This window comes from Trichococcus pasteurii, from assembly GCF_900112935.1.
In the GTDB taxonomy this organism is placed as follows: domain Bacteria; phylum Bacillota; class Bacilli; order Lactobacillales; family Aerococcaceae; genus Trichococcus; species Trichococcus pasteurii.
The window spans coordinates 1-25,552 of sequence record NZ_FONM01000009.1; the positions used below are offsets into that span (position 1 = coordinate 1).

19 protein-coding genes and 12 tRNA genes are annotated in these 25,552 nt (G+C 48.8%); 24 read left to right on the forward strand and 7 right to left on the reverse strand.

The genetic code is table 11. The features are described 5' to 3' along the window. Position 1: 1 nt before the first annotated feature. The 13 genes from BM184_RS08610 to BM184_RS08670 all read left to right on the forward strand — a co-directional run bounded on the left by BM184_RS08610 (position 2) and on the right by BM184_RS08670 (position 1,755). Positions 2-75: transfer RNA gene (locus tag BM184_RS08610), tRNA-Asn, on the forward strand. Positions 76-127: 52 nt separating this feature from the next. Continuing rightward, positions 128-216: transfer RNA gene (locus tag BM184_RS08615), tRNA-Ser, on the forward strand. Positions 217-240: 24 nt separating this feature from the next. Further along, positions 241-312 (forward strand) — tRNA-Glu (locus tag BM184_RS08620). Between the two features lie 16 nt (positions 313-328). Then, positions 329-401: transfer RNA gene (locus BM184_RS08625), tRNA-Val, on the forward strand. Between the two features lie 2 nt (positions 402-403). Continuing rightward, positions 404-476, forward strand: a tRNA-Asp gene (locus BM184_RS08630). 17 nt (positions 477-493) lie between these two features. Beyond that, a tRNA-Phe gene (locus BM184_RS08635) sits at positions 494-566 on the forward strand. A gap of 13 nt (positions 567-579) precedes the next feature. Continuing rightward, positions 580-660: transfer RNA gene (locus tag BM184_RS08640), tRNA-Tyr, on the forward strand. 24 nt (positions 661-684) lie between these two features. Then, positions 685-755, forward strand: a tRNA-Trp gene (locus BM184_RS08645). Between the two features lie 20 nt (positions 756-775). Next, positions 776-848: transfer RNA gene (locus tag BM184_RS08650), tRNA-His, on the forward strand. A gap of 8 nt (positions 849-856) precedes the next feature. Beyond that, positions 857-928 (forward strand) — tRNA-Gln (locus tag BM184_RS08655). A gap of 22 nt (positions 929-950) precedes the next feature. After that, a tRNA-Cys gene (locus BM184_RS08660) sits at positions 951-1,021 on the forward strand. A gap of 38 nt (positions 1,022-1,059) precedes the next feature. Further along, a tRNA-Leu gene (locus tag BM184_RS08665) sits at positions 1,060-1,143 on the forward strand. A gap of 117 nt (positions 1,144-1,260) precedes the next feature. Further along, positions 1,261-1,755 carry a GNAT family N-acetyltransferase gene (locus BM184_RS08670; protein ID WP_086943464.1) on the forward strand — a complete coding sequence of 165 codons (495 nt, stop codon included), beginning with the start codon at positions 1,261-1,263 and terminating at the stop codon, positions 1,753-1,755. Positions 1,756-1,870: 115 nt separating this feature from the next. Here the strand turns inward: BM184_RS08670 and BM184_RS08675 are convergent, their stop codons facing one another. Next, a complete protein-coding gene (locus BM184_RS08675; RefSeq protein WP_086943463.1) occupies positions 1,871-2,755 on the reverse strand; it encodes a MurR/RpiR family transcriptional regulator in 885 nt (294 codons plus the stop codon). 253 nt (positions 2,756-3,008) lie between these two features. On the opposite strand from BM184_RS08675, the gene BM184_RS08680 reads away from it, so the two are divergent. The 4 genes from BM184_RS08680 (at position 3,009) to BM184_RS08695 (ending at position 7,793) form a co-directional block, all read left to right on the forward strand. After that, on the forward strand, positions 3,009-4,883 hold the full coding sequence (locus tag BM184_RS08680; protein ID WP_086943462.1) for a beta-glucoside-specific PTS transporter subunit IIABC: 1,875 nt from the start codon (positions 3,009-3,011) through the stop codon (positions 4,881-4,883). Between the two features lie 18 nt (positions 4,884-4,901). Beyond that, a complete protein-coding gene (locus BM184_RS08685; RefSeq protein WP_086943461.1) occupies positions 4,902-6,371 on the forward strand; it encodes a 6-phospho-beta-glucosidase in 1,470 nt (489 codons plus the stop codon). 152 nt (positions 6,372-6,523) lie between these two features. Next, positions 6,524-6,901, forward strand: coding sequence for a MerR family transcriptional regulator (locus BM184_RS08690; RefSeq protein WP_086943460.1), 378 nt, complete (start codon positions 6,524-6,526; stop codon positions 6,899-6,901). A gap of 154 nt (positions 6,902-7,055) precedes the next feature. Beyond that, positions 7,056-7,793: an SDR family oxidoreductase gene (locus BM184_RS08695; protein ID WP_086943459.1), complete on the forward strand. Its 738-nt coding sequence runs from the start codon at positions 7,056-7,058 to the stop codon at positions 7,791-7,793. A 171-nt stretch (positions 7,794-7,964) separates the two neighbouring features. On the opposite strand, the gene BM184_RS08700 is transcribed toward BM184_RS08695, so the two are convergent. Both BM184_RS08700 and BM184_RS08705 read right to left on the reverse strand, forming a co-directional pair. Beyond that, positions 7,965-9,731 carry a 1-deoxy-D-xylulose-5-phosphate synthase gene (locus BM184_RS08700; RefSeq protein WP_245830762.1) on the reverse strand — a complete coding sequence of 589 codons (1,767 nt, stop codon included), beginning with the start codon at positions 9,729-9,731 and terminating at the stop codon, positions 7,965-7,967. 35 nt (positions 9,732-9,766) lie between these two features. Beyond that, entirely contained in the window at positions 9,767-10,120 is a 354-nt protein-coding gene (locus BM184_RS08705) for a MerR family transcriptional regulator (RefSeq protein WP_086943458.1), read from the reverse strand. A 176-nt stretch (positions 10,121-10,296) separates the two neighbouring features. Between BM184_RS08705 and BM184_RS08710 the strand changes: the two genes are divergently transcribed. Further along, complete coding sequence (locus BM184_RS08710) at positions 10,297-11,745, forward strand: glycoside hydrolase family 1 protein (protein ID WP_086943457.1); 1,449 nt, start codon at positions 10,297-10,299, stop codon at positions 11,743-11,745. A gap of 283 nt (positions 11,746-12,028) precedes the next feature. Here the strand turns inward: BM184_RS08710 and BM184_RS08715 are convergent, their stop codons facing one another. The 3 genes from BM184_RS08715 to BM184_RS08725 form a co-directional block, all read right to left on the reverse strand. After that, a complete protein-coding gene (locus BM184_RS08715) occupies positions 12,029-14,668 on the reverse strand; it encodes a YhgE/Pip domain-containing protein (RefSeq protein WP_086943456.1) in 2,640 nt (879 codons plus the stop codon). 19 nt (positions 14,669-14,687) lie between these two features. Continuing rightward, on the reverse strand, positions 14,688-15,167 hold the full coding sequence (locus BM184_RS08720) for an RrF2 family transcriptional regulator (RefSeq protein ID WP_245830760.1): 480 nt from the start codon (positions 15,165-15,167) through the stop codon (positions 14,688-14,690). Between the two features lie 144 nt (positions 15,168-15,311). Then, the gene (locus BM184_RS08725) at positions 15,312-15,722 is read right to left on the reverse strand and encodes an Hsp20/alpha crystallin family protein (RefSeq protein ID WP_086943454.1); all 411 of its coding nucleotides are present in this window, start codon (positions 15,720-15,722) and stop codon (positions 15,312-15,314) included. A 226-nt stretch (positions 15,723-15,948) separates the two neighbouring features. Between BM184_RS08725 and BM184_RS08730 the strand changes: the two genes are divergently transcribed. From BM184_RS08730 to BM184_RS08745, 4 genes are all read left to right on the forward strand, one after another. Next, positions 15,949-16,806, forward strand: a complete 858-nt coding sequence (locus BM184_RS08730; RefSeq protein ID WP_086943453.1) for a methyltransferase domain-containing protein — start codon at positions 15,949-15,951, stop codon at positions 16,804-16,806. 254 nt (positions 16,807-17,060) lie between these two features. Then, on the forward strand, positions 17,061-18,218 hold the full coding sequence (queG, locus tag BM184_RS08735; protein WP_086943452.1) for a tRNA epoxyqueuosine(34) reductase QueG: 1,158 nt from the start codon (positions 17,061-17,063) through the stop codon (positions 18,216-18,218). 26 nt (positions 18,219-18,244) lie between these two features. Next, entirely contained in the window at positions 18,245-18,754 is a 510-nt protein-coding gene (gene trmL, locus BM184_RS08740) for a tRNA (uridine(34)/cytosine(34)/5-carboxymethylaminomethyluridine(34)-2'-O)-methyltransferase TrmL (RefSeq protein WP_086943451.1), read from the forward strand. A gap of 126 nt (positions 18,755-18,880) precedes the next feature. Then, positions 18,881-20,413 (forward strand): phosphohexomutase domain-containing protein, encoded by a 1,533-nt coding sequence (locus BM184_RS08745; protein ID WP_375152992.1) that lies wholly within the window; start codon positions 18,881-18,883, stop codon positions 20,411-20,413. Between the two features lie 71 nt (positions 20,414-20,484). Here BM184_RS08745 and BM184_RS08750 read toward each other — a convergent pair whose 3' ends face one another. After that, complete coding sequence (locus tag BM184_RS08750; RefSeq protein WP_086943449.1) at positions 20,485-21,855, reverse strand: hemolysin family protein; 1,371 nt, start codon at positions 21,853-21,855, stop codon at positions 20,485-20,487. 476 nt (positions 21,856-22,331) lie between these two features. Between BM184_RS08750 and BM184_RS08755 the strand changes: the two genes are divergently transcribed. Together BM184_RS08755 and BM184_RS08760 are read left to right on the forward strand one after the other, a co-directional pair. After that, the gene (locus tag BM184_RS08755; protein ID WP_409373511.1) at positions 22,332-24,413 is read left to right on the forward strand and encodes a PBP1A family penicillin-binding protein; all 2,082 of its coding nucleotides are present in this window, start codon (positions 22,332-22,334) and stop codon (positions 24,411-24,413) included. Between the two features lie 636 nt (positions 24,414-25,049). Further along, positions 25,050-25,400 (forward strand): YlbF family regulator, encoded by a 351-nt coding sequence (locus BM184_RS08760; RefSeq protein WP_086943447.1) that lies wholly within the window; start codon positions 25,050-25,052, stop codon positions 25,398-25,400. Positions 25,401-25,552: the final 152 nt, after the last annotated feature.

The following is a 25,552-nucleotide window of genomic DNA, read 5'->3' on the forward strand; positions in this document are numbered from 1 at the left end:
TTCCGCAATAGCTCAGTTGGTAGTAGCGCATGACTGTTAATCATGATGTCGTAGGTTCGAGTCCTACTTGCGGAGTTTTTCGGTTAAGTCTCATGCATTTGATATGAATAAGATTTTATCGGAACTTGGAGAGTTGTCCGAGCGGCCGAAGGAGCACGATTGGAAATCGTGTAGGCGGGTTAAACTGTCTCAAGGGTTCGAATCCCTTACTCTCCGTTTTCCCAGTATAATTAATTTCTTGGTCCGTTGGTCAAGCGGTTAAGACACCGCCCTTTCACGGCGGTAACACGGGTTCGATTCCCGTACGGATCATAATTACCAGCATTATGGAGGTTTAGCTCAGCTGGGAGAGCGTCTGCCTTACAAGCAGGATGTCGGCGGTTCGATCCCGTCAACCTCCATTGGTTCCGTGGTGTAGGGGTCAACATGCCTGCCTGTCACGCAGGAGATCGCGGGTTCAAATCCCGTCGGAGCCGTTTTTAATTTTTATTCTGGTCTGATAGCTCAGTTGGTAGAGCACTTGATTGAAGCTCAAGGTGTCGGCGGTTCGAATCCGTCTCGGACCATTTTTTATATGATGGAGGGATAGCGAAGTGGCTAAACGCGGCGGACTGTAAATCCGCTCTTTCGGGTTCGGCAGTTCGAATCTGCCTCCCTCCATTTTTTTGATTAAATTTTTAACATAGGGGTATAGTTTAAAGGTAGAACTACGGTCTCCAAAACCGTCAGTGTGGGTTCAAGTCCTACTACCCCTGTTGTTTAACTTAATATCATGGCGATCGTGGCGAAGTGGTTAACGCACCGGTTTGTGGATCCGGCATTCGTGGGTTCAATTCCCATCGGTCGCCCTCTTTATTGGGCTATCGCCAAGCGGTAAGGCAACAGACTTTGACTCTGTCATTCGTTGGTTCGAATCCAGCTAGCCCAGTTTTTTCAAATAGCAATATCTCGGCGGTATAGCCAAGTGGTAAGGCACAGGTCTGCAAAACCTCTATCACCGGTTCAAATCCGGTTACCGCCTTTCCGATAGGTGATCTATCGTAATTAATTTATTATCATGCCGGCGTGGCGGAATTGGCAGACGCGCTGGACTCAAAATCCAGTGCCCGCGAGGGCGTGCCGGTTCGACCCCGGCCGCCGGTATCACACAAAAAAAGCTCCTGACGATGACATCATCGTTGGGAGCTTTTTTTTGCATAGCGAATCTCAGTTTGGGTTATAATATAATCAGTGAATTTATATGCGAAAGTGGGCAGAGCAATGGGTATCATTATCAGGAAATATAGCGACACTGATTTGGGGGCAATGACCAAAATTTGGAATCATATCGTCAAGGAAGGCCAGTACTTCCCCCAAGAAAATAATCTATCAGACAAGGAAGCAGCAGCCTTTTTCGCAGATCAGACGTTTTCCGGCGTTGCGGAAGAAGATGGCGAAATAGTTGGTTTGTATATTCTTCATCCGAACAATATCGGACGTTGCGGTCATATCGCGAATGCCTCTTACGCGGTCAAAGCTGATCAAAGAGGGAAGCGTATCGGCGAAAAACTTGTGGTGCATTCGCTGGAGATGGCCAAGGAGTCAGGGTTCCGCATCATGCAGTTCAATGCCGTTGTTGCCAACAACAAAGGAGCGATCCATCTTTATAAGAAGTTGGGCTTCAAAGAGTTGGGGACCATTCCGGGAGGCTTCAAAATGGATGATGGTAGTTTTGTGGATATCATTCCGTTTTATCTGGAGCTTTCCAGAATCTAGATCGAACGAAAGTAATGATGGGCAGGAGTGCCCGTCACTTCCAAATAAAAACCATTCATCGCAATGAGTGCGACGAATGGTTTTTTCTGTATGTGATCAAAAATGAATGTTCCTTTTATTCCTTCAGATCCAACTGACGGATACGGCGTGGTTCTTCAAGTCTTGTAGCATTTTTCAATTTGTAACTGTAATTATTCAGGTAATCTTTTGAGAAATAGCCTGCATAAAGAACGTTCAGAATGAAAAGGATGGATTCCTCGGTCGAGAAACTGCTGATTTTTTTGTAGAGGCCCTCCCTGGAGGAGATGGTCAGGACGGTATCGATTTCTTTCCTCATGTAATTGTTCCCGTCACTGGTGATGCCGATCAGTTTGACTCCTTTTTCTTTCATTTCTGGAATGAACTTCATTGGTTCGCGTGAAACATCATTTCCCGCGTAGGATATCAAGATTGCAGCATCTCTATTGGTGAGAGAATAAGCAATCATGCCGGTTTCCCCAGGAGCCGCCACTTCCACAATTTTTCCGATTGAGATCATCTTTCTGCGGAACAGTTGTGCCAGCAAATTGTTCGGACTCATCCCCAGCACAACGATTCTGTTGGCACCGACCAATTTATCGACTGCTTTTTCAAGGACAATGGAGTCGAAACGGTCGGCGGTATCGTGGATACTTTCGACTTGGATCGTAGCGATTTTTTTGATGATTTCGGAGAAGGAATCGTTTCTATCGAAAGGAATATTGGGACTGATGTCGGAATAATGAATTTCTTCGTAACGGATTTCTTCGATCAGTGTCCGGATCAATTCCGTCCAACCGCTGAATCCCAATGATTTGGCGAACCTCACAAGCGTTGCTTTTGATGAGTAGGTTTGTTGAGAGATGTCGTTCATCGTGTATTGGTTCAGTTTGTTTTTGTTCTGCATTATGAACTCGGCTATTTGTGACCGGGAGTCTGTGTACAGGATTGTGTACTCCTCGATTTTTTGCAGCAGTTTCATGGATACACCTCCGATTCGCATTTGTATTCTGCAGCTGCGATATGCTTCAACATGTATTATATCAGAAAGCTTCTTCTGTTATGAAATTTAATGAAAACGTTTCGCAAAATTTCGCGTATTCCTATGAAGTTGAACGTTTCCGTGAAACGCTGTTCCGACTTGGCTCTGATGTATTGTAAAGGCACCCCTCGGAACGTATATTCAGTATGTAAAGCGAAAGCGCGCTATTCAAAAAAGGAGAGGGGTTTCCCGGATGAGTAAAAAGTACGAACAGTTAGCGAAAGAAATCGTTGGATTGGTTGGAGGAGAAAAAAATGTCCGTAATCTGATACATTGTCAGACCAGACTTCGTTTTGATCTTTATGAGGCATCAAAAGCAAATGCAGCTGAATTGAAAGCATTGAACGGAGTTGCGGGAGTCATCAACAGCGGAGGGCAATTTCAGGTTGTGATCGGCACGCATGTCAGTGAGGTATACGATGAAATTCAACCATTGCTTGGGGAAATGACTGAGTCAGCCGACGTTTCGGATAACAAAAAGAAAAATGCTGCCCTTTTGGCAGTCGAATTCATTTCTTCAGCATTCACACCGATTATCCCTGCGATAAGTGGAGCCGGTATGATCAGAGCGTTACTTGCATTATTGGTATTGTTCAAAGTTATTTCCAATGAGAGCCAAACGTATTTCGTAATCAATTTCATGGCTGATGCCGTTTTCTATTTCCTGCCGTTCTTGTTGGCTTCCACAGCAGCCAGAAAATTGAAATGCAGTCCTTATCTTGCGATGGCTTTGGCCGGCGTGTTGCTGCATCCAAATATGGGAAGATTGATCACGGAAGGGAATCCGGTGGAAATTTTTGCCATGCCGATGCGCCTGGTGAATTACGGATCCAGCGTCATTCCGATTTTGCTGATCGTCATCGTCCAGTCTTACATCGAAAGATTCTTTAACCGCGTCATTCCGAATGCAGTCAAAATCGTTTTCGTTCCGATGTTCACGATCCTTTTGACAGGCATCATTGCTTTAGTAGCTGTCGGACCGATCGGATCTTATGTGGGTGAATACATCGCTTTGGCATTTGAGATCATCCGTGGCGTTGCTCCTTGGGCACCGGCAGTCATCGTCGGAACGTTCTTGCCGATCATGGTTATGTTCGGTATCCATACAAGCGTTGGCCCTTTGGACGTCATCCAATTGACTTCTGTCGGATATGCGAATATTTTTGGACCGGGCGCGATGGTTTCGAATATCGCGACAGGCGTTGCCGCACTGGTTACAAGCCGTGTCACAAAAGTACAGTCCGAAAAGCTGCTTGGCACATCAAGCGGGATCACTGCTTTGATGGGTATTACGGAACCGGCGTTGTACGGTATCGCTTTGCCGAAAAAATATCCGCTGATCGCAACGATGATCGGTGGAGGCGCCGGCGGATTGTATGCTGGTTTGAGCGGTGCTTCGAGATATGCGACAGGATCATCCGGTTTGCCGGCGATTCCTTTGTACATCGGGGAAGATATTTCAAACCTTTACAATATTCTCATCGCAATCGCCATCAGTGCAGTCACGACAGCCATCGCAACTTACTTGCTGAGTTTGAAATATGAGAAAGCGATTGTGGTTGCTGATAATGAAGAACCGCAAGAATCGACAGCGACTCAAACTATCCAAGTTGCAACTGTCAGCATCAACAGCCCAATCAACGGAGAAATGTTGCCGCTGTCTGAAGTGCAGGATGAAGCCTTTTCCGCTGGAATGTTGGGCAAAAGGGTAGCCTTTGAACCTGTTGAAGGAAAAGTCATTGCGCCTTTCGACGGTGATGTGGTCAGTCTGTTCCCTACAAAGCATGCCATCGGTCTTCTGTCCAATGATGGCGTGGAACTGCTGATTCATGTAGGCCTTAACACCGTTGACTTAAACGGAAAATTTTTCGAAGCACATGTCAAGCAAGGGGATCAAATCAAGCAAGGCCAGACCCTATTGACGTTCGATCTGGAAAGCATCCGCGAAGCCGGTTACGTGACCCAAACACCTGTAGTCGTAACGAATACAGGGAACTATAGCGATGTAAAACACGATGATCTGGGAATTAAAAATAGCAACAATGTGATGCTGACGGTTCACATTTAAACGGGAGGAAAAGAAATTATGGCGTTACCTAAAGATTTTCTATGGGGCGGAGCAACTGCCGCCAACCAAGCTGAAGGAGGCGTGCTTGAAGGCGGAAGAGGGCTGTCGAACGTTGATGTTATGCCGACCGGACCGGATCGCAAGCTGGTTGCGGCCGGCAAGCAAAGAATGCTTGAGTGGGATGAGGATCATTATTATCCCGCGAAAGCTGCGATCGATATGTACCATCGCTACAAGGAGGACATCAAACTGTTCGCAGAGATGGGATTCAAAGTCTACAGGATGTCCTTATCCTGGACGAGGATCTTTCCGAACGGCGACGATCGGGAGCCAAATGAGGAAGGGCTGCGTTTCTACGAGGAAATTTTCAAGGAACTGCGGAAATACGACATCGAACCTTTAGTCACGATTGCCCATTTTGATGTGCCTTTGCATCTCATCAAGCAATACGGCTCATGGCGCAACCGCGATTTGATCGGTTTTTACGTCAAATATGCTAGAACCGTACTGACGCGTTATCAAGGATTGGTGAATTACTGGCTGACGATCAATGAAATCAATATTCTGCTCCACCAACCATTTGTCGGTGGCGGCATCATCTTTGAAGAGGGTGAAAACGAGGAACAGGTCAAATATCAGGCTGCCCATCACCAGTTGGTCGCGAGTGCAGCTGCCACAAAGATTGCGCATGAAATCGATCCGAACAACAAAGTGGGCTGTATGTTGGCCGGCGGGAACCACTATCCGTACATGTGCCGCCCGGAGGACTATAAGGAAGCAATCGACCGCGACCGCGAAGGCTACTTCTTCATCGATGTGCAAGCGCGCGGGAAATACCCGAATTACGCCCTTAAGAAATTTGAGCGTGAAGGCTTGGAAATCAAGATGGAGCCGGAAGACAAAGACATCCTGGCTTCCGCGCCGGTGGATTTCGTATCATTCTCTTATTACTCATCCCGTACAGTCAGCGCCTACGCTGAAGATTACCAACAGACGACCGGGAATATCTTTGCGACCATCAAGAATCCGAACTTGCCATCTTCCGAGTGGGGATGGCAAATCGATCCGATGGGTCTGCGCAATTCGTTGAACCAGATGTACGACCGTTACCAAAAGCCGCTTTTCATCGTCGAAAACGGTTTGGGCGCGGTAGACATCCCGGATGAAAACGGATTTGTCGATGACGAATACCGGATCGAATATCTCCGCAAGCATATCGAAGCTTTCACGGATGCGGTCGAAATCGATGGAGTCGAGTTGCTGGGCTATACGACTTGGGGATGCGTGGACTTGGTCGCCGCCAGCACCGGCCAGATGAGCAAGCGTTATGGTTTCATCTATGTGGACCGGGATGACGAAGGCAACGGCACTTTAGAACGCTCCAAGAAAAAATCATTCTACTGGTACAAAAAAGTCATCGAAACAAACGGCATGGAATTGTCCAGCGATAACCTGGATATACAGGAGCTGACACCTGTTGCTCAGTAATTGATTCAGGGGCACAGATTGACAATTTTCGATGCATTATAAAAAAAAGAAGTCTGAAAGAACCCAGAATGTGTGGGAGTTCTTTCAGACTTCTTTTGGCAACAAATGCATACATTTGTTGTATACTGTATGCGAGAAAGGGTGATTGAGTTATGAATATATCTGAAGCTGCAAAAATTTCCGGGCTCACTGCTGCAACGTTGCGTTATTATGAAAGCGAGGGCCTGATACCGCCAGTTACCCGCAAAAACGGCGGGGTCCGGGATTACCAAAAAGACGATCTTGGTTGGATCGATTTCATCAAATGCATGCGCAGCTCGGGGATGTCGGTCGAGTCCCTCATCGAATATACGACGTTGTTCAGAAACGGGAAAGAGTCGGATGAAGCGCGCAAAAATATTTTGATCAGGGAAAGAGATCAACTGCTTGCCAAACAGAAGGAAATCGGTGAAACGATCGAGAGGCTGAACGGAAAAATCAAAAGCTTTGAAGGCAATCTGAAGGCTTCCGAAGAGAGTCTCCCGCATTAAAGATATTTCCAGTTTTCATAGCTGGAAAACAAAACCAATACAACAGCATGAAGCCCGTTATGGTTCCTACAAAAAAAATGACCATCCGGCTTGACTTAATGTTTAGGTTAAGTGTTAAGGTAAAACCATCAAAGAATCAGAGGAGGAACATAAAATGAAATCATTGACAGAAAAAGTGGTCATCATCATGGGTGCTTCAAGCGGAATCGGTGAAGCGACCGCACGGCTATTGGCTGAAAAAGGGGCAAAACTGGTGATTGCGGCACGCCGCGAAGAACGCCTGGTTGAAATCAAAGATTCATTGCCGGACGCAGAACTTGTTTACAAGGCAGCGGATGTATCCAATTATGAGGATGTAAAAAATGTGGTCGATTTGGCTGTCGAAACTTACGGCCATGTCGATGTGCTGTTCAACAATGCCGGGATTATGCCTACCGCACCATTGGTTGAAGGTCGCCGTGACGAGTGGCAACAAATGTTGGATATCAATATCATGGGTGTATTGAATGGCATTTCTGCAGTGCTGCCATTGATGGCAGAGCAAAAATTTGGTCACATCATTTCGACCGATTCGGTAGCAGGGCATGTTGTCTATCCTGATTCAGCGGTATACTGCGGCACAAAATTTGCCGTGCGCGCCATCATGGAAGGATTGCGTCAAGAACAACGCAAGAATAATATCAAATCGACCATCATTTCCCCAGGGGCTGTGCTAACAGAATTGTACAAAACGATCAGCGACAGCCAGATTGCCGAGGAAGTGCACAAGGCACAAGTAGAACGAGGCTTGAGGTCGGAAGATATCGCTATGGCAGTAGTATTTGCGATCGACACGCCAGATCGCATGTCCGTCAGTGAAATGATTGTCCGTCCGACAACACAATCGATATAAAATATAGCCATCGAGGCGGTGAACGCGGTAGCGCAAAAAAATGGCTGATTAGTGCTGCTTGCGGACCAGTCGAACCAAAAAATCCCTTCCGACGTTGTGCAACTGACGTCGGAAGGGATTTTTTTGATGTAGTGATGAAATTATCGGGACAGGGTAATGCCGTAAAATGGTTTAAGCCAGAGCTTCCAACATATCCTTTACAATCAATTCAGGCGTCAGATGGAACTGCTCATAAAGCGTTTCGAGCGGAACATTGTCGGTAAATTCTTTTTTCGCGCCGAAATTCAAAACTTTGACAGCTGAGGCCCCATAGAAGGAAGCAATCTGCTCGCCGAAGCCTCCAGCCAATGAACCGTCCTCGAGCGTGACGACCAAGTCATGGGTCGCTTCCAGTTCCTTCAGCGTATCTGCATCGACCTCGGTGATGGAGCGCGGATTGATCACGGTGATGTCCTCACCGGTTTCAGCCTTCATTTGCTCAGCGACTCGTTCGCCGAGGGAAAGGAAAGAACTGAGCGCCAAGACTGCTACTTTTTTGCCTTTGCGGATTATTTCATAAGTTGGCGATTGGAAGTCAGCCAGTGTATTTTCTCTGGAGACAACCGGTCCGTTCGGCAATCGGATCGCAATCGGCCCTTTTTCCTGTTGCAGCGCCCAATCCAGCATCGCAAGCAGTTCTTCCTTGCTTGTCGGCGCAAGATAGTTGAAATTAGGGATGCTCTTGATCAATGGAATGTCGAACAGTCCGTTATGCGTCACCGCCCCGCTTGAGATCTTCCCACCGCTGATGATCAGTACGGCCGGCAATTCATTGATGGCCAGATCGTGCGATAACTGGTCATAGGCTCTCTGCAGGAAGGTGCTCGAGTGGAAAACGACCGGTTTGACGCCTTGGGAAGCCAACCCAGCCGCAAACGTAATCGAGTGGCCTTCGGCGATGCCGACATCGAAATAATGTTCCGGATGCGCGGCTTGGAAGGCTTTTAGGCCGAACATGCCCGGGATGGCCGCATTGATTGCAGCCAGTTTCATTTCATCCTCATCGACCTTTTTGATCAGATAATCCATGATGATTGAATTGTAGGATTCCCCTCCAGCCGATCCTAGGCTTTCGCCTGTTTCCAGGTTGAAAGGTGAACGCCAATGGTAGTTCGTTTTTTCCTGAGTTGCTTTTTCGTAGCCGTGGCCTTTTTCGGTGTGGACATGGAGCACGATTGGATGATCGATGTCTTTGATAGACTGGAAGGTTTCGATCATTTTCGCCAAATCATTTCCTTCCTCGAGGTAGCGGTAATCAAAGCCCAATGCTCTGAACGGATTGTTGGCTGCTTCGCCATTTGTCGCACGCAGCTCGGCCAATGAACGATAAAGACCGCCAAAATTCTCATCGATCGACATTTCATTGTCATTGACGATGATAATAAGATTGGATCCTAATTCTGCGGCGTTATTCAGCCCTTCGAAGGCGAGCCCGCCGCTCAGTGAACCGTCCCCGATCAAGGCAACGACATTTCCCGTTTCCTTCTTCAGGTCCCGCGCTTTCGCCATTCCGACAGCGAGACTGATGGATGTGGAAGTATGCCCCACAGTGAAGAAGTCATGTTCGCTTTCGTACTGGGAAGTGTATCCGGTGACGGAATGGAAGTTCTCTTTGTCGACGAAGCCATGTTTGCGGCCTGTCAGAATTTTGTGAGGGTAGGACTGGTGGGAAACATCCCAGACAATTTTATCCTTTGGCGAATCGAAAACATGATGGAAAGCGATCGTCAATTCGGCGACACCCAAGTTAGGGCCGACATGGCCGCTGACCTGGCTGACTTTGTTCAATACAAGAGACCTGATTTCTCCAGCCAATTGTTCCATCTCAACGAGGTTCAGTGTCTTCACGTCTGCGGGACTGTTCACTTTGTCTATGATTGTTGTTTGTAGTGTATGCAAATCAAAATCGCTCCTTTTGGTTGTAAGTGCAGTTCTCAAGAATGTTCCTGCTCGTAGTGTTCTATTTTCTTGTTCAGTATTTCCAGTGTTTTTCCTAGTTCGTTGTAACGTTCTTCCATTTTTTTCTGTTCTTCGATGAGGATTTCCTTCCTGGCAACGACGGTTTCCGTTCCCTGATCGAACAAAGCGGTGTATTCGATCAAGGATTCGATCGACAAACCGGCATTGCGCATGCATTTGATGAAATCGATCCACCCGAGATCGGATTTTTCATATAACCGGACGCCACCGTTGCCGCGTTTTACAGGCGGGATTAAGCCGATTCGTTCGTAATAACGCAAGGTCACCGCGGTCAGCCCTGATTTTTCTGCTGCTTCTGAAATATTCATTTTTTTTCACCTCTGCTTGGCATAATTTGTTTTATAGGCAAAGCTTACAACTTAAAGTTAAGGTTAAGTCAAGCGAAATTTTCAAATGGATAAAATTTCCTGTTTCCTGTTGACTTAAAGTCAAGGTTAAGTGGTAGAGTTGAGTCAGTTAAACGAATGAAAAAAAGGGGGCAATTATGATGAGTTTCAAAAAGGATTTTCTTTGGGGCGGTGCGACTGCCGCAAATCAGTGTGAAGGAGCTTTCGATGCAGACGGGAAAGGGCCGTCCGTTGCGGATGCGATGCCGGGCGGGAAGCAACGTTTCGCCATTTTGAATTCGCAGGAATTCGACTGGACGATCGACAAGGAAAAATATGGTTATCCGAACCATATCGGGATCGATCACTACCATCGTTTCAAGGAAGATATCGCCTTATTCGCTGAAATGGGCTTCAAAGCCTACCGCTTTTCGATCGCTTGGAGCCGGATTTTCCCGTTAGGCGATGAGGAGACACCGAATGAAAAAGGTTTGGATTTCTACGGAGCGCTGATTGATGAATGCTTGAAATTCGGGATCGAACCTGTCATCACTTTGTCCCACTACGAAATGCCGCTGCATCTGGCGAAGGAATACGGTGGCTGGAAAAACCGCAAGATTGTCGGCTTCTTCGAGCGCTACGCCAAAGTCGTTCTGGAACGTTTTGCATCAAAAGTGAAATATTGGATGACGTTCAATGAAATCAATTCGGCCTTGGAATTTCCGACCTTGTCGCAAGGGCTGATTCCGAGCACGGGTTCCGATGACTTCACGAACCGTTTTCAGGCTTGGCACCATCAATTCGTCGCAAGTGCTCTCGCTGTAAAAATCGGGCATGAGCTGCGCGAAGACATCCAAATCGGCTGCATGCAGATCTATGCGCCTTTTTATCCATTGAATGCTCATCCGCAAAACCAGTTTTCTTCGCAATTCAAAGAGAGAGCTTTCGACTATTTCACAAGCGATGTGCAAGTAAGGGGAGCTTATCCGACTTACACGAACCGTCTGCTGCAGGAATACGATGCCAAAGCGCCGGTCATGGAGGAAGGCGATCTGGACCTGATCAAAAATTATACGGTTGACTACATCGGTTTCAGTTACTACATGAGTATGGCGACTGATGAAGTCGGGGAGCAGGGTGAAAGTGATGCGGCCTCAGGCAACCTGATGAATGGTGTCAGAAATCCATTCCTGAAGGCGAGCGAATGGGGCTGGCAGATCGATCCGATGGGCTTGCGTGTTTCCATGAATGATCTTTGGGATCGTTATCAAGTTCCGTTGTTCATCGTCGAAAACGGTCTCGGTGCAAAGGACGTCAAGGAAGCAGACGGTTCAGTACAGGATGATTACCGCATCGACTATCTGAAGGAACACATCAAGGCGATGCATGAAGCCGTTCTTGATGGGGTGGACCTGATCGGCTACACACCTTGGGGCTGCATCGACCTTGTGTCCGCATCCACGGGCGAGATGAGCAAACGTTATGGCTTCATCTATGTCGACCTGGATGACGAGGGCAACGGTACTTTGGAACGTTCAAAGAAAAAATCCTTCGACTGGTACAAAGAAGTGATTGCCACAAACGGGGAAAACATATTGGCGGAATAAGTTTGGACAACTGCCCCGACTCGAGGAACGTGATGCAAATGCTCCTCAGCTCCGGTGAGGGGCCGTTCACCGGAGTACGAAGGTAACTTTCAGAAGCAACTCCGGCGAAGCTCGCCTTATCGGAGCAGGCAACCAGAATATTGGCTGAACTTCGGCAAAGCAACTGTTCATCGGAGCAGGTGCAACAGTAGCGTCACTGGTGCTGTACGCACCCAGAAAAGAAAAAGGAAAACACGCACATCCTGTTGAGGTTGTGCGTGTTTTGACATTCATAGAGTCTTTTTTAAGCAGTTTGGGTTTCCAGAGCGGCCGATTTTTCCTCGTGCTCAAAGTCTTCCTCCCGCAACTGTTTCCGTTTGATGGAGTAGAAAAGGATGATCAGCAGATTGAAGGCGATCAGGATTGTCAGCAATACGACCAGGTCCGTGGAGATGCTTCCGCCGATGCCGAACAGCTGGCGGTAGGCATCAATCGAATACGTCATCGGCAGATACGGATGGATCGCCTCGAAGAAGCTGTTGGACAACTGGATCGGATAAGTGCCGCCGGACCCCGATAACTGCAGGATAAGGAAGATCAGCATCAAGAAAGAGCCGACCTTATCAAACAGCAGATTGAAGAGCATGACGATCGAGACCGAGACGAGCGCGGTCAAAATGGTGAGCAATAGCGTTTTTCCAATCGAAGCTGGTGCCAATCCATTCACGTTCACTAGCAGCGCGACCATGATGAGAGATTGGCACACGCCGACAACTGCAAGGACAGAGATTTTGCTGGCCCACCAGCTGATTCCGTTTTTCGGATATTTCCGAGGGGTAAAGCTGTCGTACATCAGGTTCAGGCTGATTGCGCCGACGAAGAGGGCGACCGACATCATATAGGGAGCCATGCCGGTGCCGTTGTTGACGACCGGCGCCGTTTCGATCTGGTTCGCGATGACCGGTTCGGCCATCATCGCGTAGGTGTTTTCCGTGGCATCGACTTCGTTCAGAGCGGTGCTGCCATCCAGCAGTTTTGCGCCGAGTTCATCTGTGCCGCTCAACAATGTCGTCAGTCCGGCATTCAGTTGTTCTGATCCTTCAGCCAATTGACCCGAGCCGTCACTTATTTTCACAGCACCGTTTGCAAGCTGGCTCGTGCCATCGCTCAGCAAGCTACCGTTTTTGACAAGCTGCAGCGTCCCATCCGCCAACGCTTGCGTCCCTTCCTGAAGCTCCATTGCGCCTGCTGCGAGGGGTCCGGTCTGGCTATTCAGTGAATTCAGGCCGGCGCTTACTTGTGCATTGCCTTCTGCAAGGCTCTGCCCGCCTTCAGCCAATTGCTCGGAGCCGGCTGTGAGCTGACTCATGCCGGAAGCGAGCTTTTGAGAGCCGCTTTGGGCGCTTCCGATGGCTGCCTGCAATGATTGGGAACCGGACAGAAGGGCTGTGCTGGTTTGGCTGATTTGGCCAAAGCCTGAAACCAATGCTGTAGCTCCGCCATAGAGATCGGCGTAGCCGGTGGCAAGGCTGCTGATGCTGGACTGGAGTGCGGCTATTTGCTGGCCGATGGCAGAAGCATCGGTTCCGCTCAATCCGGAAAGGGAAGTGAGGCCGGTTGCAATCGTTTGGATTGAACCGGACTGTTCGGTCGCGATGCTCTCCAGCTGTTCCGAGACGGCTTGGCTGACGGCTGCTTCCTGTTCAGCGGTCAATGGGGTGCCGCTTTGGGCAATCGCGTCCATGATGGCTGCGGAATTGCTGACGGGGTCCGTAGCAGCCGTGATGGTGTTGAGTTCGGTTTGGAAAGACGCAAGCGCAGTGGATAAGCCGTCCAGTTGGGCTAGGGCGGTCGCCAAATCCGATGATAGATTGGACTGTTGCAGCTGACTGTCGAGCGTTTCGATGCCGATTTTCATTTGGTCGAGACCGCTTTGCAATGCAACCAGTTTTGACTGTTGCTCAGCACTTGTGAGACTCGTATTCAGTGCCGCCAAGCCAGCAGTCAAAGCTTCGCTGCCTTCCGCCAACTGGTCCATGCCGCTGTTCAAGGAATCCATACCTGCCGTAAGGGTATGTCCGTTCGTGGCCAAGCTGGAAAGCCCGTTGCTTAGCGATGCGCTGCCGGCTGCCGTTGCTGCCGCGCCATCGTTCAATTGACTGACGCCTGTTTGCAAGGCTGGCATGGTAGCTGCCAGTTTGGATGTGCCATCGTTCAATGCCGTGGCGCCGTCATCCAACTGGGCGACTCCGCTCAGATACGTTTGAAGGCCGACTGCCAGCGTCTCGGCACCGTCGCGGAAGGTGAGGGCACTGTCCGCAAGCGTCTCGAGGTTTTCGGTCAAGCTTTCGTTGCCTTCTTTGATCTGTACAGTGCCGTCGCTGAGCTGCCCGCTGCCATCAGCGGCTGCCGTCATCCCTTCCGCGACAGTCTGCAATTTGTCAAAAACGGTTTCCGCATAGATGGCGGTCACCTCATCGGAGATGGTGTCCTTGATTTCATTTGCTGCAGAAGCTGTCAGCTTGGATGCGATGTAGCTCCTGCCTGCACTGGTCCGGTAGGTCAATTCCATCGGTTTAGGCGTTTCATCCAACAAGGTAGTCGCATTTTTAGAAAAATCATCCGGGATGGTGAGCGCCATGTAGTAGCTGCCGTCAGCCAGTCCGGCTTCCGCTTCTTTCTGAGAGACGAAATCGAAGTCCAAGGCTTCGGATTCCTCTAAGCCGGCAACAAGCGAGTCGCCCACAGCCAATGTTTCCTCATTATAGGAAACGGCCTTGTCCTGATTCACGACAGCGACCGGCAGTTCGGCCAATTTGCCGTAGGGATCCCACATGGAACTGAGGAACAGCACGGTGTAAAGGGAAGGGATCAAACTGATCCCGAACAGGATGATTAACATTTTTTTCGTTTTGAAAATTGACTTCCATTCTTGCTTCAACAAGCTAGTGCACTTCCTTCATTTAAATTTCTGCAGACAGGACGATGGATTCCCAATCTACGGTGTCGACCCTATCAGAGCCTTCGACCAAGAGCGAATCGAGTGTGTATTTCTGCAAGCGGGCTTTGAATTGTTGCTCTGCATCGAAGAATACTGCGAGGACTTCCTTTTTTTTGTCTTTGATTTTTTCCGCGCGCAGGAACACTTTTTCGGCCAGATTAGTCGGCCGGACAAAGCTGTGCGTTCCTTCGATCGCTTCATAGATGTGCAGCATCGTGATTTCTTCTGGAGTCAGTTTTAATTTGAATCCGCCGTCTTTGCCGGATTCGGAATCGACCAATCCAGAAACGACAAGGGAACGCATCACTTTCTTCAGATAGGAATCGGAGACGGACAAACGCTTGCTCAGGATGGCGCTCTTGATCGGATGCTGATCGATTTGGGTCGCCAGCATGATCAGTATGCAGATGGCTTGTTCCACGCCGCTTTTCATTTTCATCATTTTCGCCTTCTTTCGTAGATATATTTTATCCATGGATGTATTTTATCTCTTAATATCCGATTGTTCAAGTGAAGCTTTTCGATTTGAGGTAAAAAAATAGCCGAGCAAGCCAAGAAGGCGGTTTGCTCGGTTTTTCTTTATGTATCAGAATATTTCAATTTTACGTTTGGAAAGTACAGTAGGTTCTTTTTTCGGAAGCACTAAGTTCAAGACACCATCCGTCAGAGTAGCTGTAATGTCTTCTTCGTTGATGCCTTTCAGATAAATTTCCCTGTGGACGGAACCCGAAGAACGTTCTTGGCGGATGATTTGTCCTTTATCGTCTTTTTCGATTTTTTCCGATTTGCGGACGGCTGAAATGGAGAGAATGTCGTTGTCATAATCCACAGTGATATCCTCTTTGCTGTAGCCCGGCAGATCGGCTGTCACTTGATAGTTGTCCTCGGTTTCATGAACGTCCAATTTTATTTCCTGGAAAAAACGATTTTGGAACATCGATCCGGTGTCCGACAGCAGGTCGAAGAAACTGTTGCTTTTGCGTAACTCATTTGACATTTGAAAAATCTCCTTTCTTTTTGTTGAACCTTTCGTTCACCCTCAGTATATACCTACGGAGACCAGATTTCCACCAAAATGAAGCCGGTTCCAAAAGGCGGAAAAGAAGCGACAATCAAGCAAAAGCTGATTCCAAACGGGTTCTATGGTAAACTGTTAAAGGAGTTTTGAGACAGTGAACGCCTGACACCGTGTGAACGGAAGAGGCCGAGAAAGGGTAGTATTTATGAAAAAAATTGAAGCGGGCAGTCTTTATCTGAAACAGCATCGGGATCTTTTCCAGTGTCCAATCTGCAAAGGGGACTTTGAAAAGGTGGAGGGGCATAGTGTCGTCTGCGCGAATGGACATCATTTTGATGTGTCAAAAAAGGGGACCCTGCATTTGCTGATGAAGGGCGGCCAGAACGAATACGGCAAGGAGATGCTTTCGAGCCGGAAAAATTTGGCGGACACCGGTTTCTTTTTCCCGTTGCTGGATGACGTATATGCCCATATCGACAAGCCGGAGTCGGCGACGGTTCTGGATGTCGGTTGCGGGGAAGGGTCGCATCTGCATTATTTGACCGAAAAAGGCTTAAAGGGAGCGAAAATAGGCTTTGATATTTCGAAGGATGCAATCCAATTGGCGGCCAGCAACTTTTTCCCGGATGCTTTCTGGTGTGTGGCCGATCTGGCGCATTCACCTTTTGCAGAGAGTGCTTTTGATGTCATCTTGAACATCTTTTCACCATCGCAGTATCAGGAATTCGACCGTGTTTTGAAGCCGGGGGGCAAGGTCATCAAAGTTGTGCCGAATGCTCAGTATCTGATTGAGTTGCGGGAACAGTTGTATGCTTTGGATGCCACAAAGAGAGAGTACGACAATCAACAGGTAGTGAACCGATTCTACGATATCTATCCGGATGCAGTCAGCGAAGAAGTGCTCTATAGCGTGGCTCTCGATGCACAAAGCTACAGCTGGCTGATGGAAATGACGCCGTTGTCTTGGGGTGCTTCTGAAACGGCGTTGGCAAACGCGGCGGCAAATCCTTTGAAGTCCGTCACTGTGGCAGTCACACTTTTGGTCGCAACTAAAGCGATCTGATTTTCACAAAACCGGAATATGGACCGATTTTCTGAAAAATGTTGACACTGTGGTGTGATGTGCTATAATACGTATATCATTTTGTAGCCATTATTATCGTTTTGTTCCACAAAATGACCTTGACCAACGTATCGCATTCGCCGTGCCTGACACCGAAACGATACGTTTTTTTGTGCGTATTTTCGCAATCTTTTTCGGAAGTCGATGAAGGCACCGAACGGTACACAAAATACTGACTGTCAGGAGCAGGAAAAATGGATTTTGCCGCATTGAAGGCTGAAATAATAGAAGAAAGCAAAAAGCTGGGAATCGATAAACTAGGTTTCACGACTGCCGAACCTTTTGAACATATGTTGGAAAGCTTGAAGGAGCAGCATGCGAAGGGCCATACGGTCGGATTTGAGCACCCGGTTCTGGATGAACGCATTTATCCGGACCGGATATTCGACAATCCGCAAGCGATCCTTTCGATTGCGCTGGCCTACCCGAGCAAAATGACCGAAAAGGCTGAGCGGGTGCGCGGGGAACGCCGCGGTAATTTCTCGCGCGCTTCCTGGGGGATCGACTATCATGTCATCCTCCGCGAAAGGATGGACCGCTTGATTGCCTTCATCCAGGAAAAGGTTCCGGGTGCCCGCTTCAAGCCGATGGTGGACACTGGCGAGCTGATCGATACCGTGGTGGCGCAACGGGCCGGATTGGGCTTCATCGGCCGCAACGGACTGTTGATCACGCGCGAATTCGGGTCCTACGTCTATTTGGGGGAAATCATCACCGACATCCCTTTCCCTGCGGATGAGCCGGGTGTCTTCGGCTGCGGGGAATGCACGCGTTGTGTCGATTTCTGTCCGACCGGGGCGATTCTCGGCAACGGCCAATTGAACCCGAACATCTGCCTGTCCTACCAGACGCAAACAAAAGGGTACATGCCGGAAGAGTACCGCCAAAAAATCGGCCACGTCATTTACGGATGCGATATCTGCCAGCAGGTCTGCCCGTATAACCGGGGCATGGATCATCACCTGCATCCGGAAATGGAGCCGGAACCGGAAAGCGTCACGCCTGTGCTGCAACCGATGCTGACGATTTCGAACCGGGAATTCAAGGAGCAATTCGGACATCTGGCAGGCTCATGGCGCGGCAAGAAACCGCTGCAGCGCAACGCGGTCATCGCTTTGGCGAATTACCGTGACCGGACGGCGATCCCGGAACTGCTGCGGATGATCGAACAGGATCCCCGGCCGGTGCTGCGCGGGACGGCCGCTTGGGCCATCGCGGAAATCGTGCGCGAAGCCAACCCGGAATTGTTGGCATTTTTCTCCGAACGGCTTATAATCGAAACGGACGAAGAAACCAAAGCCGAAATGGAGAAGGCTTATCTGAAAATACTTGAAATCAAAGAAAAAGATTAATCTGACAGAATGAAGGAGCCTCACTTATGACCAACCATATCGTACTATTTGAACCGCAGATCCCTGCGAATACGGGAAATATCGCGCGCACTTGCGCAGCAACCAACACAACGTTGCATCTGATCGAACCATTGGGCTTTTCAACCGACGATAAGCAGCTGAAACGTGCCGGGCTCGACTACTGGCATGACGTAAATATCATCCATCATGCGGATCTGGCGGCATTCCTTGACTATTTGGGCGAGCGCCAACTGTATCTGATCACAAAGTTCGCCGACCGCATCTACAGCGAAGCCGACTTCACGAAGGACGAGGATGTCTTCTTCATCTTCGGAAAGGAAACGACCGGCCTGCCTGAATCGTTCATGCAGGAAAATGCTGAAAAATGTTTGCGCATTCCGATGAATGATGAGCATGTGCGTTCCCTGAACCTTTCGAACACAGCCTGCATGATCGTCTATGAAGCGTTGCGTCAGCAAGGGTTCCCCAATCTGGAATTGACCCACACTTATGAGAACGACAAATTGAAAGGGTAAGACCTTCCACATTTGATGGGCATCACAAAAAGAATGGCCGAAGCAAAAAAGCTTCGGCCGTTCTTTTTTTATTGCAGTCGAATAGGTATAATGGATGTAACGGAAAATCGAAAAGGGGATGGAATGATGGAAAAAGCTGCATTATTGGCCTTACAGAATGGATCGGATGTTCGTGGGATTGCGATTTCGACAGAAAAACATGAAGCGACGCTGACGGCGGACAAAGTGACGCGCATCGGATATGGTTTTGTGGAGTGGCTGCAAAAAGGGAAAAACATCAGCCTGAACGGCGAAAAGAAAGTCAAAATTGCGATCGGACAGGACAGCCGCTTATCCGGTGGGGACATCAAAGCTGCACTTATGGCAGGGATGGCGCCTTATGCCATCGAGCTCATCGATGTCGGCCTTTGCACTACGCCGGCGATGTTCATGTCGACGCAGTACGAAGATTACGAGACGAATGCAGCAATCATGATCACCGCCAGCCATCTTCCTTTTGAGTACAATGGACTGAAATTCTTCACCAAAACGGGTGGAGCAGAGCACGAGGATATCGAAGAAATTTTGGAATACGCCTATGAAATGCCTGAAGCATTTGCGGAAAAAGAACAAGCGGCCGTTGTGACCGAGATGGACCTGCTTTCGGCTTACGCAGCCGATCTCCAGGATAAGATCCGCAAAGGCATCGCTTCAGCGGAAAATCCTGAAAAACCGTTGGCGGGACGCCACATCATCGTGGATGCCGGCAACGGAGCGGGCGGATTCTTTGTGGATCGGGTGCTGCAACCCTTGGGAGCCGACACTTCTGGTAGCCAATTCCTGGATCCGGACGGCACTTTCCCGAATCACGTCCCAAACCCTGACAATAAAGCAGCAATGAAGAGCATCCAGGACGCTGTGATCGCAAACAAAGCCGATCTTGGAATCATTTTCGACACGGACGTGGACCGTTCAGCGATCGTCGACAGTGAAGGAAAAGCGTTCAACCGCAACAATCTGATTGCGCTGATTTCAGCGGTGCTGTTGAATGAAGAACCAGGCGCGACGATCGTAACGAATTCCGCGACTTCTGCTCATCTGGAGACGTTCATCACGGGCCTTGGCGGGGTCCAGGACCGCTATCTGACCGGTTACCGGAATGTCATCAACCGCGGCATCGAATTGAATGAAGCGGGCATCAATGCGGTCTTGGCGATCGAAACGAGCGGGCATGCGGCACTGAAGGAGAATTATTTCCTGGATGACGGCGCCTACCTGATCGCAAAACTGCTGATTGCCGATGCACAGTTGTCAACGGAAGGAAAGCGTCTCGGCGATCTGATCGCAACACTAGGCCAACCGGCTGAAACGATGGAGTACCGCTTCACGATCATCAAAGAACCGATTTTTGAAGTGGGCAATGCTATCATCAAAGATTTTGCCGCTTTCATCGCTGCCACCGAGGACATGGCGTTGGTTGCGGACCATCTTGAGGGCGTGCGCGTGAATCTGAGCGGACAGTACGGGGAAGGTTGGTTCATCCTGCGTTTGAGCCTGCATGAGCCGTTGTTGGTATGGACGATCGAAAGCGATGAAGTCGGCAAATTGCCGTTGATCGCGAAGACCGTGCTGCCTTTCTTCAAAGGCCGTCCGGAGTTGGATACTGGGCACCTTCATTAATACATTTTGATGGACAAAAAAAAGACTTTGCGGTAGGCTCAAATGCCTGCCACGAAGTCTTTTTCATTTGCTTATTCGGTTACTTCGGGTTCATCTTTTTCTTCCGATTCGGCAGATTCAACATGGTTTTTCAGCTTCCTTGTCGTGAAGATATCGATGACGAGGATCGAATTTTTCTCTTTTTGGATGGCTTTGAAGCGGTAGCCGTGGTATTCAACTTCTTCGCCTTCCTTGACGTCATATTTTTGGTCCAGCAGCCAGCCGCCCATCGTATCCACATTCTCGTTGTCGATGTCCAAGCCGAACAGGTCATTGACATCATCGATCAACATGCGGGCACTGATGCGGTAATGGTTCTCGCCAAGCATGATGAATTCAGGTTGATCTTTCGTCTCGAAATCATCGCTGATGTCGCCGACGATTTCCTCCACGATGTCCTCCATCGAAACGAGGCCGCTTGTGCCGCCGTATTCGTCGATCAAAACGGCGACTTGGTTATGCTCCTTCTGCATCTTCACCAGGAGTTCCTTGATCGGAATCGTCTCGATGACCGTGATGACCGGACGAACGAAGTCAGTGACGGTGAATTTGCTTTCGTCCTTGTTCTGGACAGCTTCGACAAAGGCGGCGAAGACTTCTTTGGTATTGATGACGCCTACTATCGAGTCTTTATCCTCGCGCATGACCGGATAGCGGGTATATTTTTCCTGCTGGACGACATTTGCGATATCGCTCAGCGACATGTCGAAGTCGACCGCTACGATTTCTGTGCGCGGAACCATGATTTCGCGCGCCATCCGCTCATCGAAGTTGAAGACATTTTCCACGAATTGGTATTCTTCGCGGTTGATTTCCCCGCTCTTCAAGCTTTGGCTCATGATCAGGCGCAGTTCTTCCTCGGATACATTGTCATCCGATTCGCCGATCGTTTTCATCCCGATCGCTTTGGAAATGCCGTTGGCGGTTTTGTTCAGCACAAAAATCAGCGGGTACATCACCCGGTACCAAATGTTCAAAGGTTTTGCGATGCGCAGTCCCATTTTCTCCGTACGGCTCAAGGCAACGTTTTTGGGAACGAGTTCACCGATGATGACTTGGATGGAAGTCAGAACAGCGAAGGAAACAACGAAGGACATGATGGTCGCGATCGCTTTGGGAATCGGCAGGTTGCCGAAAAGCGTATCGAACAGACGTTTAAAGGTAGGGTCCCCTAACCAACCAAGGGCAAGGGAAGTTATCGTAACCCCCAGTTGCGTCGCTGAAAGATAGCTGTCCAGTTTCACGGTCATATTTTTCAATAATTTTGCTTGCGGATTCCCTTCTTCAACCAGGAAATCCAGTCGGGATGGACGTATCCTTACCAGTACGTATTCCGACATGACGAAAAATGAAGCGATGAAGAGGATGAGGAAAAATAATAGTAAACCGGTTGCAATTGACATAATTGATTGCCTGCTTCCTGTAAGGACAGCAGACTTCACCTCCTGTGAAATAATGATCCTGAATAGGAAATTTCTTCACGAGATCTCTGGTTTCACGCTGAAACAAATGAATGCGACCAAAAGAATCCCTGAAAATACACGTTTTCGAAAATTCTTTTGGTCTACAGATGATTGCCATCTGATGCGTTCTGTCCCACTGGTGCCACCTACCTTAATAATTATTTAAGCAAAATTCGGTTATTTCAAAACGATACTTATGCTAAAATTATAAATCAAAATAGAGAAATTGCAACACGAGCGCACTTCTGCGACTTAAGTCGGTTTCTTATTTGAGCGATTCCTGTTACTATGATACGGAATCCTGCTGTCGCGATGTGCTTTCATGTGACAATCTTATGTCGTTGCTCCACTGTCATACGCACCGCAAAGGCATTCAGCAATCCGGGGGGATGTAATAAATGAAGAAGGATGAAAAAATGCAAAATAAACCATTTAAAGAAATTTTCAAAGCCGGGTGGGCCCGTTTCAACGAGAAACGCAAAAACCTCTGGCGGAAATACCGGATAAACAAATTTATTGTCTTGTTTTTGTTGATTGGTACTTTGATCAGCAGTACCTATCTTGTTTTCTTGGCAAAGACAGCCAACGTCGAAAATCTCAAGGCCGGTCTGGAACAGACAACGGTCATCTACGATCGCTACGGCAATGAAGCCGGGGAACTCTATTCGCAGAAAGGGACGTTCGTGACGATTGACCAGATTTCTCCGAACATCCAGACTGCCGTCGTTTCTACGGAGGACAAACGCTTTTACACGCACACAGGGGTTGACCCAATCGGAATCGGCCGTGCCGCTGTCGGTTTCGTGCTGAATGGCGGTAATATCGTCGGTGGGGGTTCGACGCTTACCCAACAACTGGCCAAAAATGCCTACCTGACTCTGGATCAGACGCTGATCCGCAAAGCCAAAGAACTGTTTTTGGCGTTCGAAATCGAAAGCAAATACACGAAGGACGAAATCCTTGAGATGTACCTGAATAACGCCTACTTCGGTTCCGGGGTGTGGGGCGTCGAGGATGCTTCGCAGAAATACTTCGGAAAATCGGCGAGCGAAGTCAGCTTGTCGGAAGCGGCCGTTCTGGCCGGAATCCTGAAGTCGCCGAGCTACTACAACCCGATCGATAATTATGAAGCGAGCACTGACAGAAGAAATACGGTCCTGCAGTTGCTGGCTGACAATACTTTTGTCGATCAAGCCACTGCTGACGCCGCAATCGCTGAAGATATCAATGTGGTGGATAACTATTATGCCGACAGCGGTTATAACTATCCCTACTATTTCGATGCGGTCATAAATGAGGCCATCAATACCTATGGCTTGGATGAAGAGGACTTGCTGAACAGGGGTTACAAAATTTACACCGGCTTGGATCAGGACTATCAGAACCAGATGGATGATGCCTATGCGAATGCCTATCTGCCGGCTGCCGATGACGGAACCCTGCTGCAGAGTGCTTCAGTTGCCTTGGAACCGACCACAGGGGATGTGCTTGCGGTCGTCGGAGCAACGAACTATGAAGGTTTCCGGACCTTCAACCGGGCGACCCAGATGACCATGGCGCCGGGTTCGACAATCAAACCGTTGTCCGTCTATACGCCGGCTCTTGAGGCCGGATTCGAAGTCGATGCGGATGTGATGGATGATGATTCCTTGACTTACGGCGATGACGATTATTCCGTTTGGAACTATGACCAAAACAGTCTGTATGACACTTTGCCGATGTACCAAGCGCTTGCGGAGAGCAAGAACACGTCCGCAGTGTGGCTGTTGGACAAGCTGGGCATCCAAAAAGGCATCGCCAAGCTGGAGGACTTCGGCATCTCCATCGGCGAAGCGGATGAGAATCTGGGCGCGATTGCGCTCGGAGGGATGAGTACCGGGGTAACACCGGTGCAGTTGGCCAGTGCCTATACGACATTCGTGAACGAAGGGGTGCGCACGCAAGCGCGTTTCATCACGAAGATTGTGGATGCGACCGGAGCGGTGATTGTGGACAATACGAATCCGGAAACGAACCGGGTCACGACAGCCGCAGTCGCGGAGGAAATGACGAGCATGCTGATGGGTGTGTATGCAGATGGCGGAACCGGGGCATCTGCGCAACCATCGAACGGCATGGTGATCGCCGGCAAGACCGGCACGACAGAGCTTGACCGGGAAACAGGCTACATCAAGTCGCAATGGATGGTGGGGTATACACCGGATCTTGTCGTCGCAACCTGGTTGGGATATGACGAAACCAATGAAGCCCACAATCTGAACAATGCCGGAAAGACGATGGCGAATTTGTACAGTGCTGAGATGGGCGCATTGTTGTCTATCAGCCCGCAGACCGAATTTGCGGTCGCTGCTGCCGAAGAAACCTATGACAGTGGCATCATGAGTGGACTGAAAAATGGTCTCGATGAGTTCATGAACGAAATGGGCTCGTTCGGCCAAAGCATCGGCGAGGGTTCGCAAAAATTGTTCGATTGGGCGAATGAGGCTTTCGGGCAATAAAAATTGATTTGAGGAAAGACAAGCTGCGATGGCTTGTCTTTTTTTGACATGCTTGTTGAAGGAATGTCCGATAATTGTAGGGAATCGGACAAGCGGAGAGCGAATGTCTTGCGGGTTGTCCGATAAGGTGGAAGAATCGGACAAGCGGAGAGCGAATGCCCTGCGGGTTGTCCGATAAGGCGGAAGAATCGGACAAACGGAGAGCGAATGTCTTGCGGGTTGTCCGATAAGGCGGAAGAATCGGATAAACAGAGCATATTGTTGTAGGGAATCGTTCGGCTTATTTAACAGTTTGCGAAAGACCTCAAACGTCGCACTGTGACGTTTGAGTGCCTAAGCTGATATTACGTCACGGCCAAAGAGCGGCCGTTCTCGTAATATCCTCTTAGTGCTCGTCCCCTAACCGCGAATCATCATGCTCTGCGTAAACGCGTTCTGAATCCCAGAAATCTGTGCCTAAGCTGACTACCACACACGGACAAAGAGCGTCCGCTTTGTGTTAGTCCTCTTAGTGCTCGATTTCTACCCGGGATTCATCACGCTCTTTTTTCCGAACGTATTTTCGTGTTTTTTGATGGCTTTATTGTTCGGATAATGTTATAGTTTATGTAATATGCGAATGGAAGGAATGGGATAATGAGTAATATTTATGATACGGCTTATGAGTTGGAAAAAAATCTGCGTGAGGCTTCTGTTTTTACAGAGTTGTCTGCCGCTTATACAGCTATGAGAGAAGATCAAGTGGCTTTTCAATTGTTTGAAGAGTTCCGTAATGTCCAAATCGGACTGCAACAAAAACAAATGACAGGCCAAGCGATCACTGATGACGATGTGGCATCTGCTCAAGCAATCGCTGAGAGAGCATCCGGCAACGAAGTCATCCAATCTTTGATGGCCAAAGAACAACAGTTGAGCCAATTGATGGAAGAAGTCAATGCCATCATCACAAAACCGTTGCAAGAATTATACGCGCCTGCAAAAGATTAGTACTTAATTTTTGACGATAAGCTGTGACCATTTCCGAAAGAATGGCCGGATGATAGATAAGGACAGGATTCAACGCATTGCCGATCAATGCCATCCAACGTTCTTCATCCGATATTTGGAGGAAATGGCGCAGTTTTTTTGATTTTTCATGA

Coding starts and splice junctions, on each gene's coding strand:
- BM184_RS08720 (WP_245830760.1), bottom strand. CDS start 15,167: ATGATGAAAATGAAAAGCGGCGTGGAACAAGCCATCTGCATACTGATC.
- BM184_RS08675 (WP_086943463.1), bottom strand. CDS start 2,755: ATGAAACTGCTGCAAAAAATCGAGGAGTACACAATCCTGTACACAGAC.
- BM184_RS08760 (WP_086943447.1), top strand. CDS start 25,050: ATGAGTAATATTTATGATACGGCTTATGAGTTGGAAAAAAATCTGCGT.
- BM184_RS08755 (WP_409373511.1), top strand. CDS start 22,332: ATGCAAAATAAACCATTTAAAGAAATTTTCAAAGCCGGGTGGGCCCGT.
- BM184_RS08730 (WP_086943453.1), top strand. CDS start 15,949: ATGAAAAAAATTGAAGCGGGCAGTCTTTATCTGAAACAGCATCGGGAT.
- BM184_RS08745 (WP_375152992.1), top strand. CDS start 18,881: ATGGAAAAAGCTGCATTATTGGCCTTACAGAATGGATCGGATGTTCGT.
- BM184_RS08680 (WP_086943462.1), top strand. CDS start 3,009: ATGAGTAAAAAGTACGAACAGTTAGCGAAAGAAATCGTTGGATTGGTT.
- BM184_RS08690 (WP_086943460.1), top strand. CDS start 6,524: ATGAATATATCTGAAGCTGCAAAAATTTCCGGGCTCACTGCTGCAACG.
- BM184_RS08725 (WP_086943454.1), bottom strand. CDS start 15,722: ATGTCAAATGAGTTACGCAAAAGCAACAGTTTCTTCGACCTGCTGTCG.
- BM184_RS08750 (WP_086943449.1), bottom strand. CDS start 21,855: ATGTCAATTGCAACCGGTTTACTATTATTTTTCCTCATCCTCTTCATC.
- queG (WP_086943452.1), top strand. CDS start 17,061: ATGGATTTTGCCGCATTGAAGGCTGAAATAATAGAAGAAAGCAAAAAG.
- BM184_RS08670 (WP_086943464.1), top strand. CDS start 1,261: ATGGGTATCATTATCAGGAAATATAGCGACACTGATTTGGGGGCAATG.
- BM184_RS08705 (WP_086943458.1), bottom strand. CDS start 10,120: ATGAATATTTCAGAAGCAGCAGAAAAATCAGGGCTGACCGCGGTGACC.
- BM184_RS08695 (WP_086943459.1), top strand. CDS start 7,056: ATGAAATCATTGACAGAAAAAGTGGTCATCATCATGGGTGCTTCAAGC.
- BM184_RS08685 (WP_086943461.1), top strand. CDS start 4,902: ATGGCGTTACCTAAAGATTTTCTATGGGGCGGAGCAACTGCCGCCAAC.
- trmL (WP_086943451.1), top strand. CDS start 18,245: ATGACCAACCATATCGTACTATTTGAACCGCAGATCCCTGCGAATACG.
- BM184_RS08710 (WP_086943457.1), top strand. CDS start 10,297: ATGATGAGTTTCAAAAAGGATTTTCTTTGGGGCGGTGCGACTGCCGCA.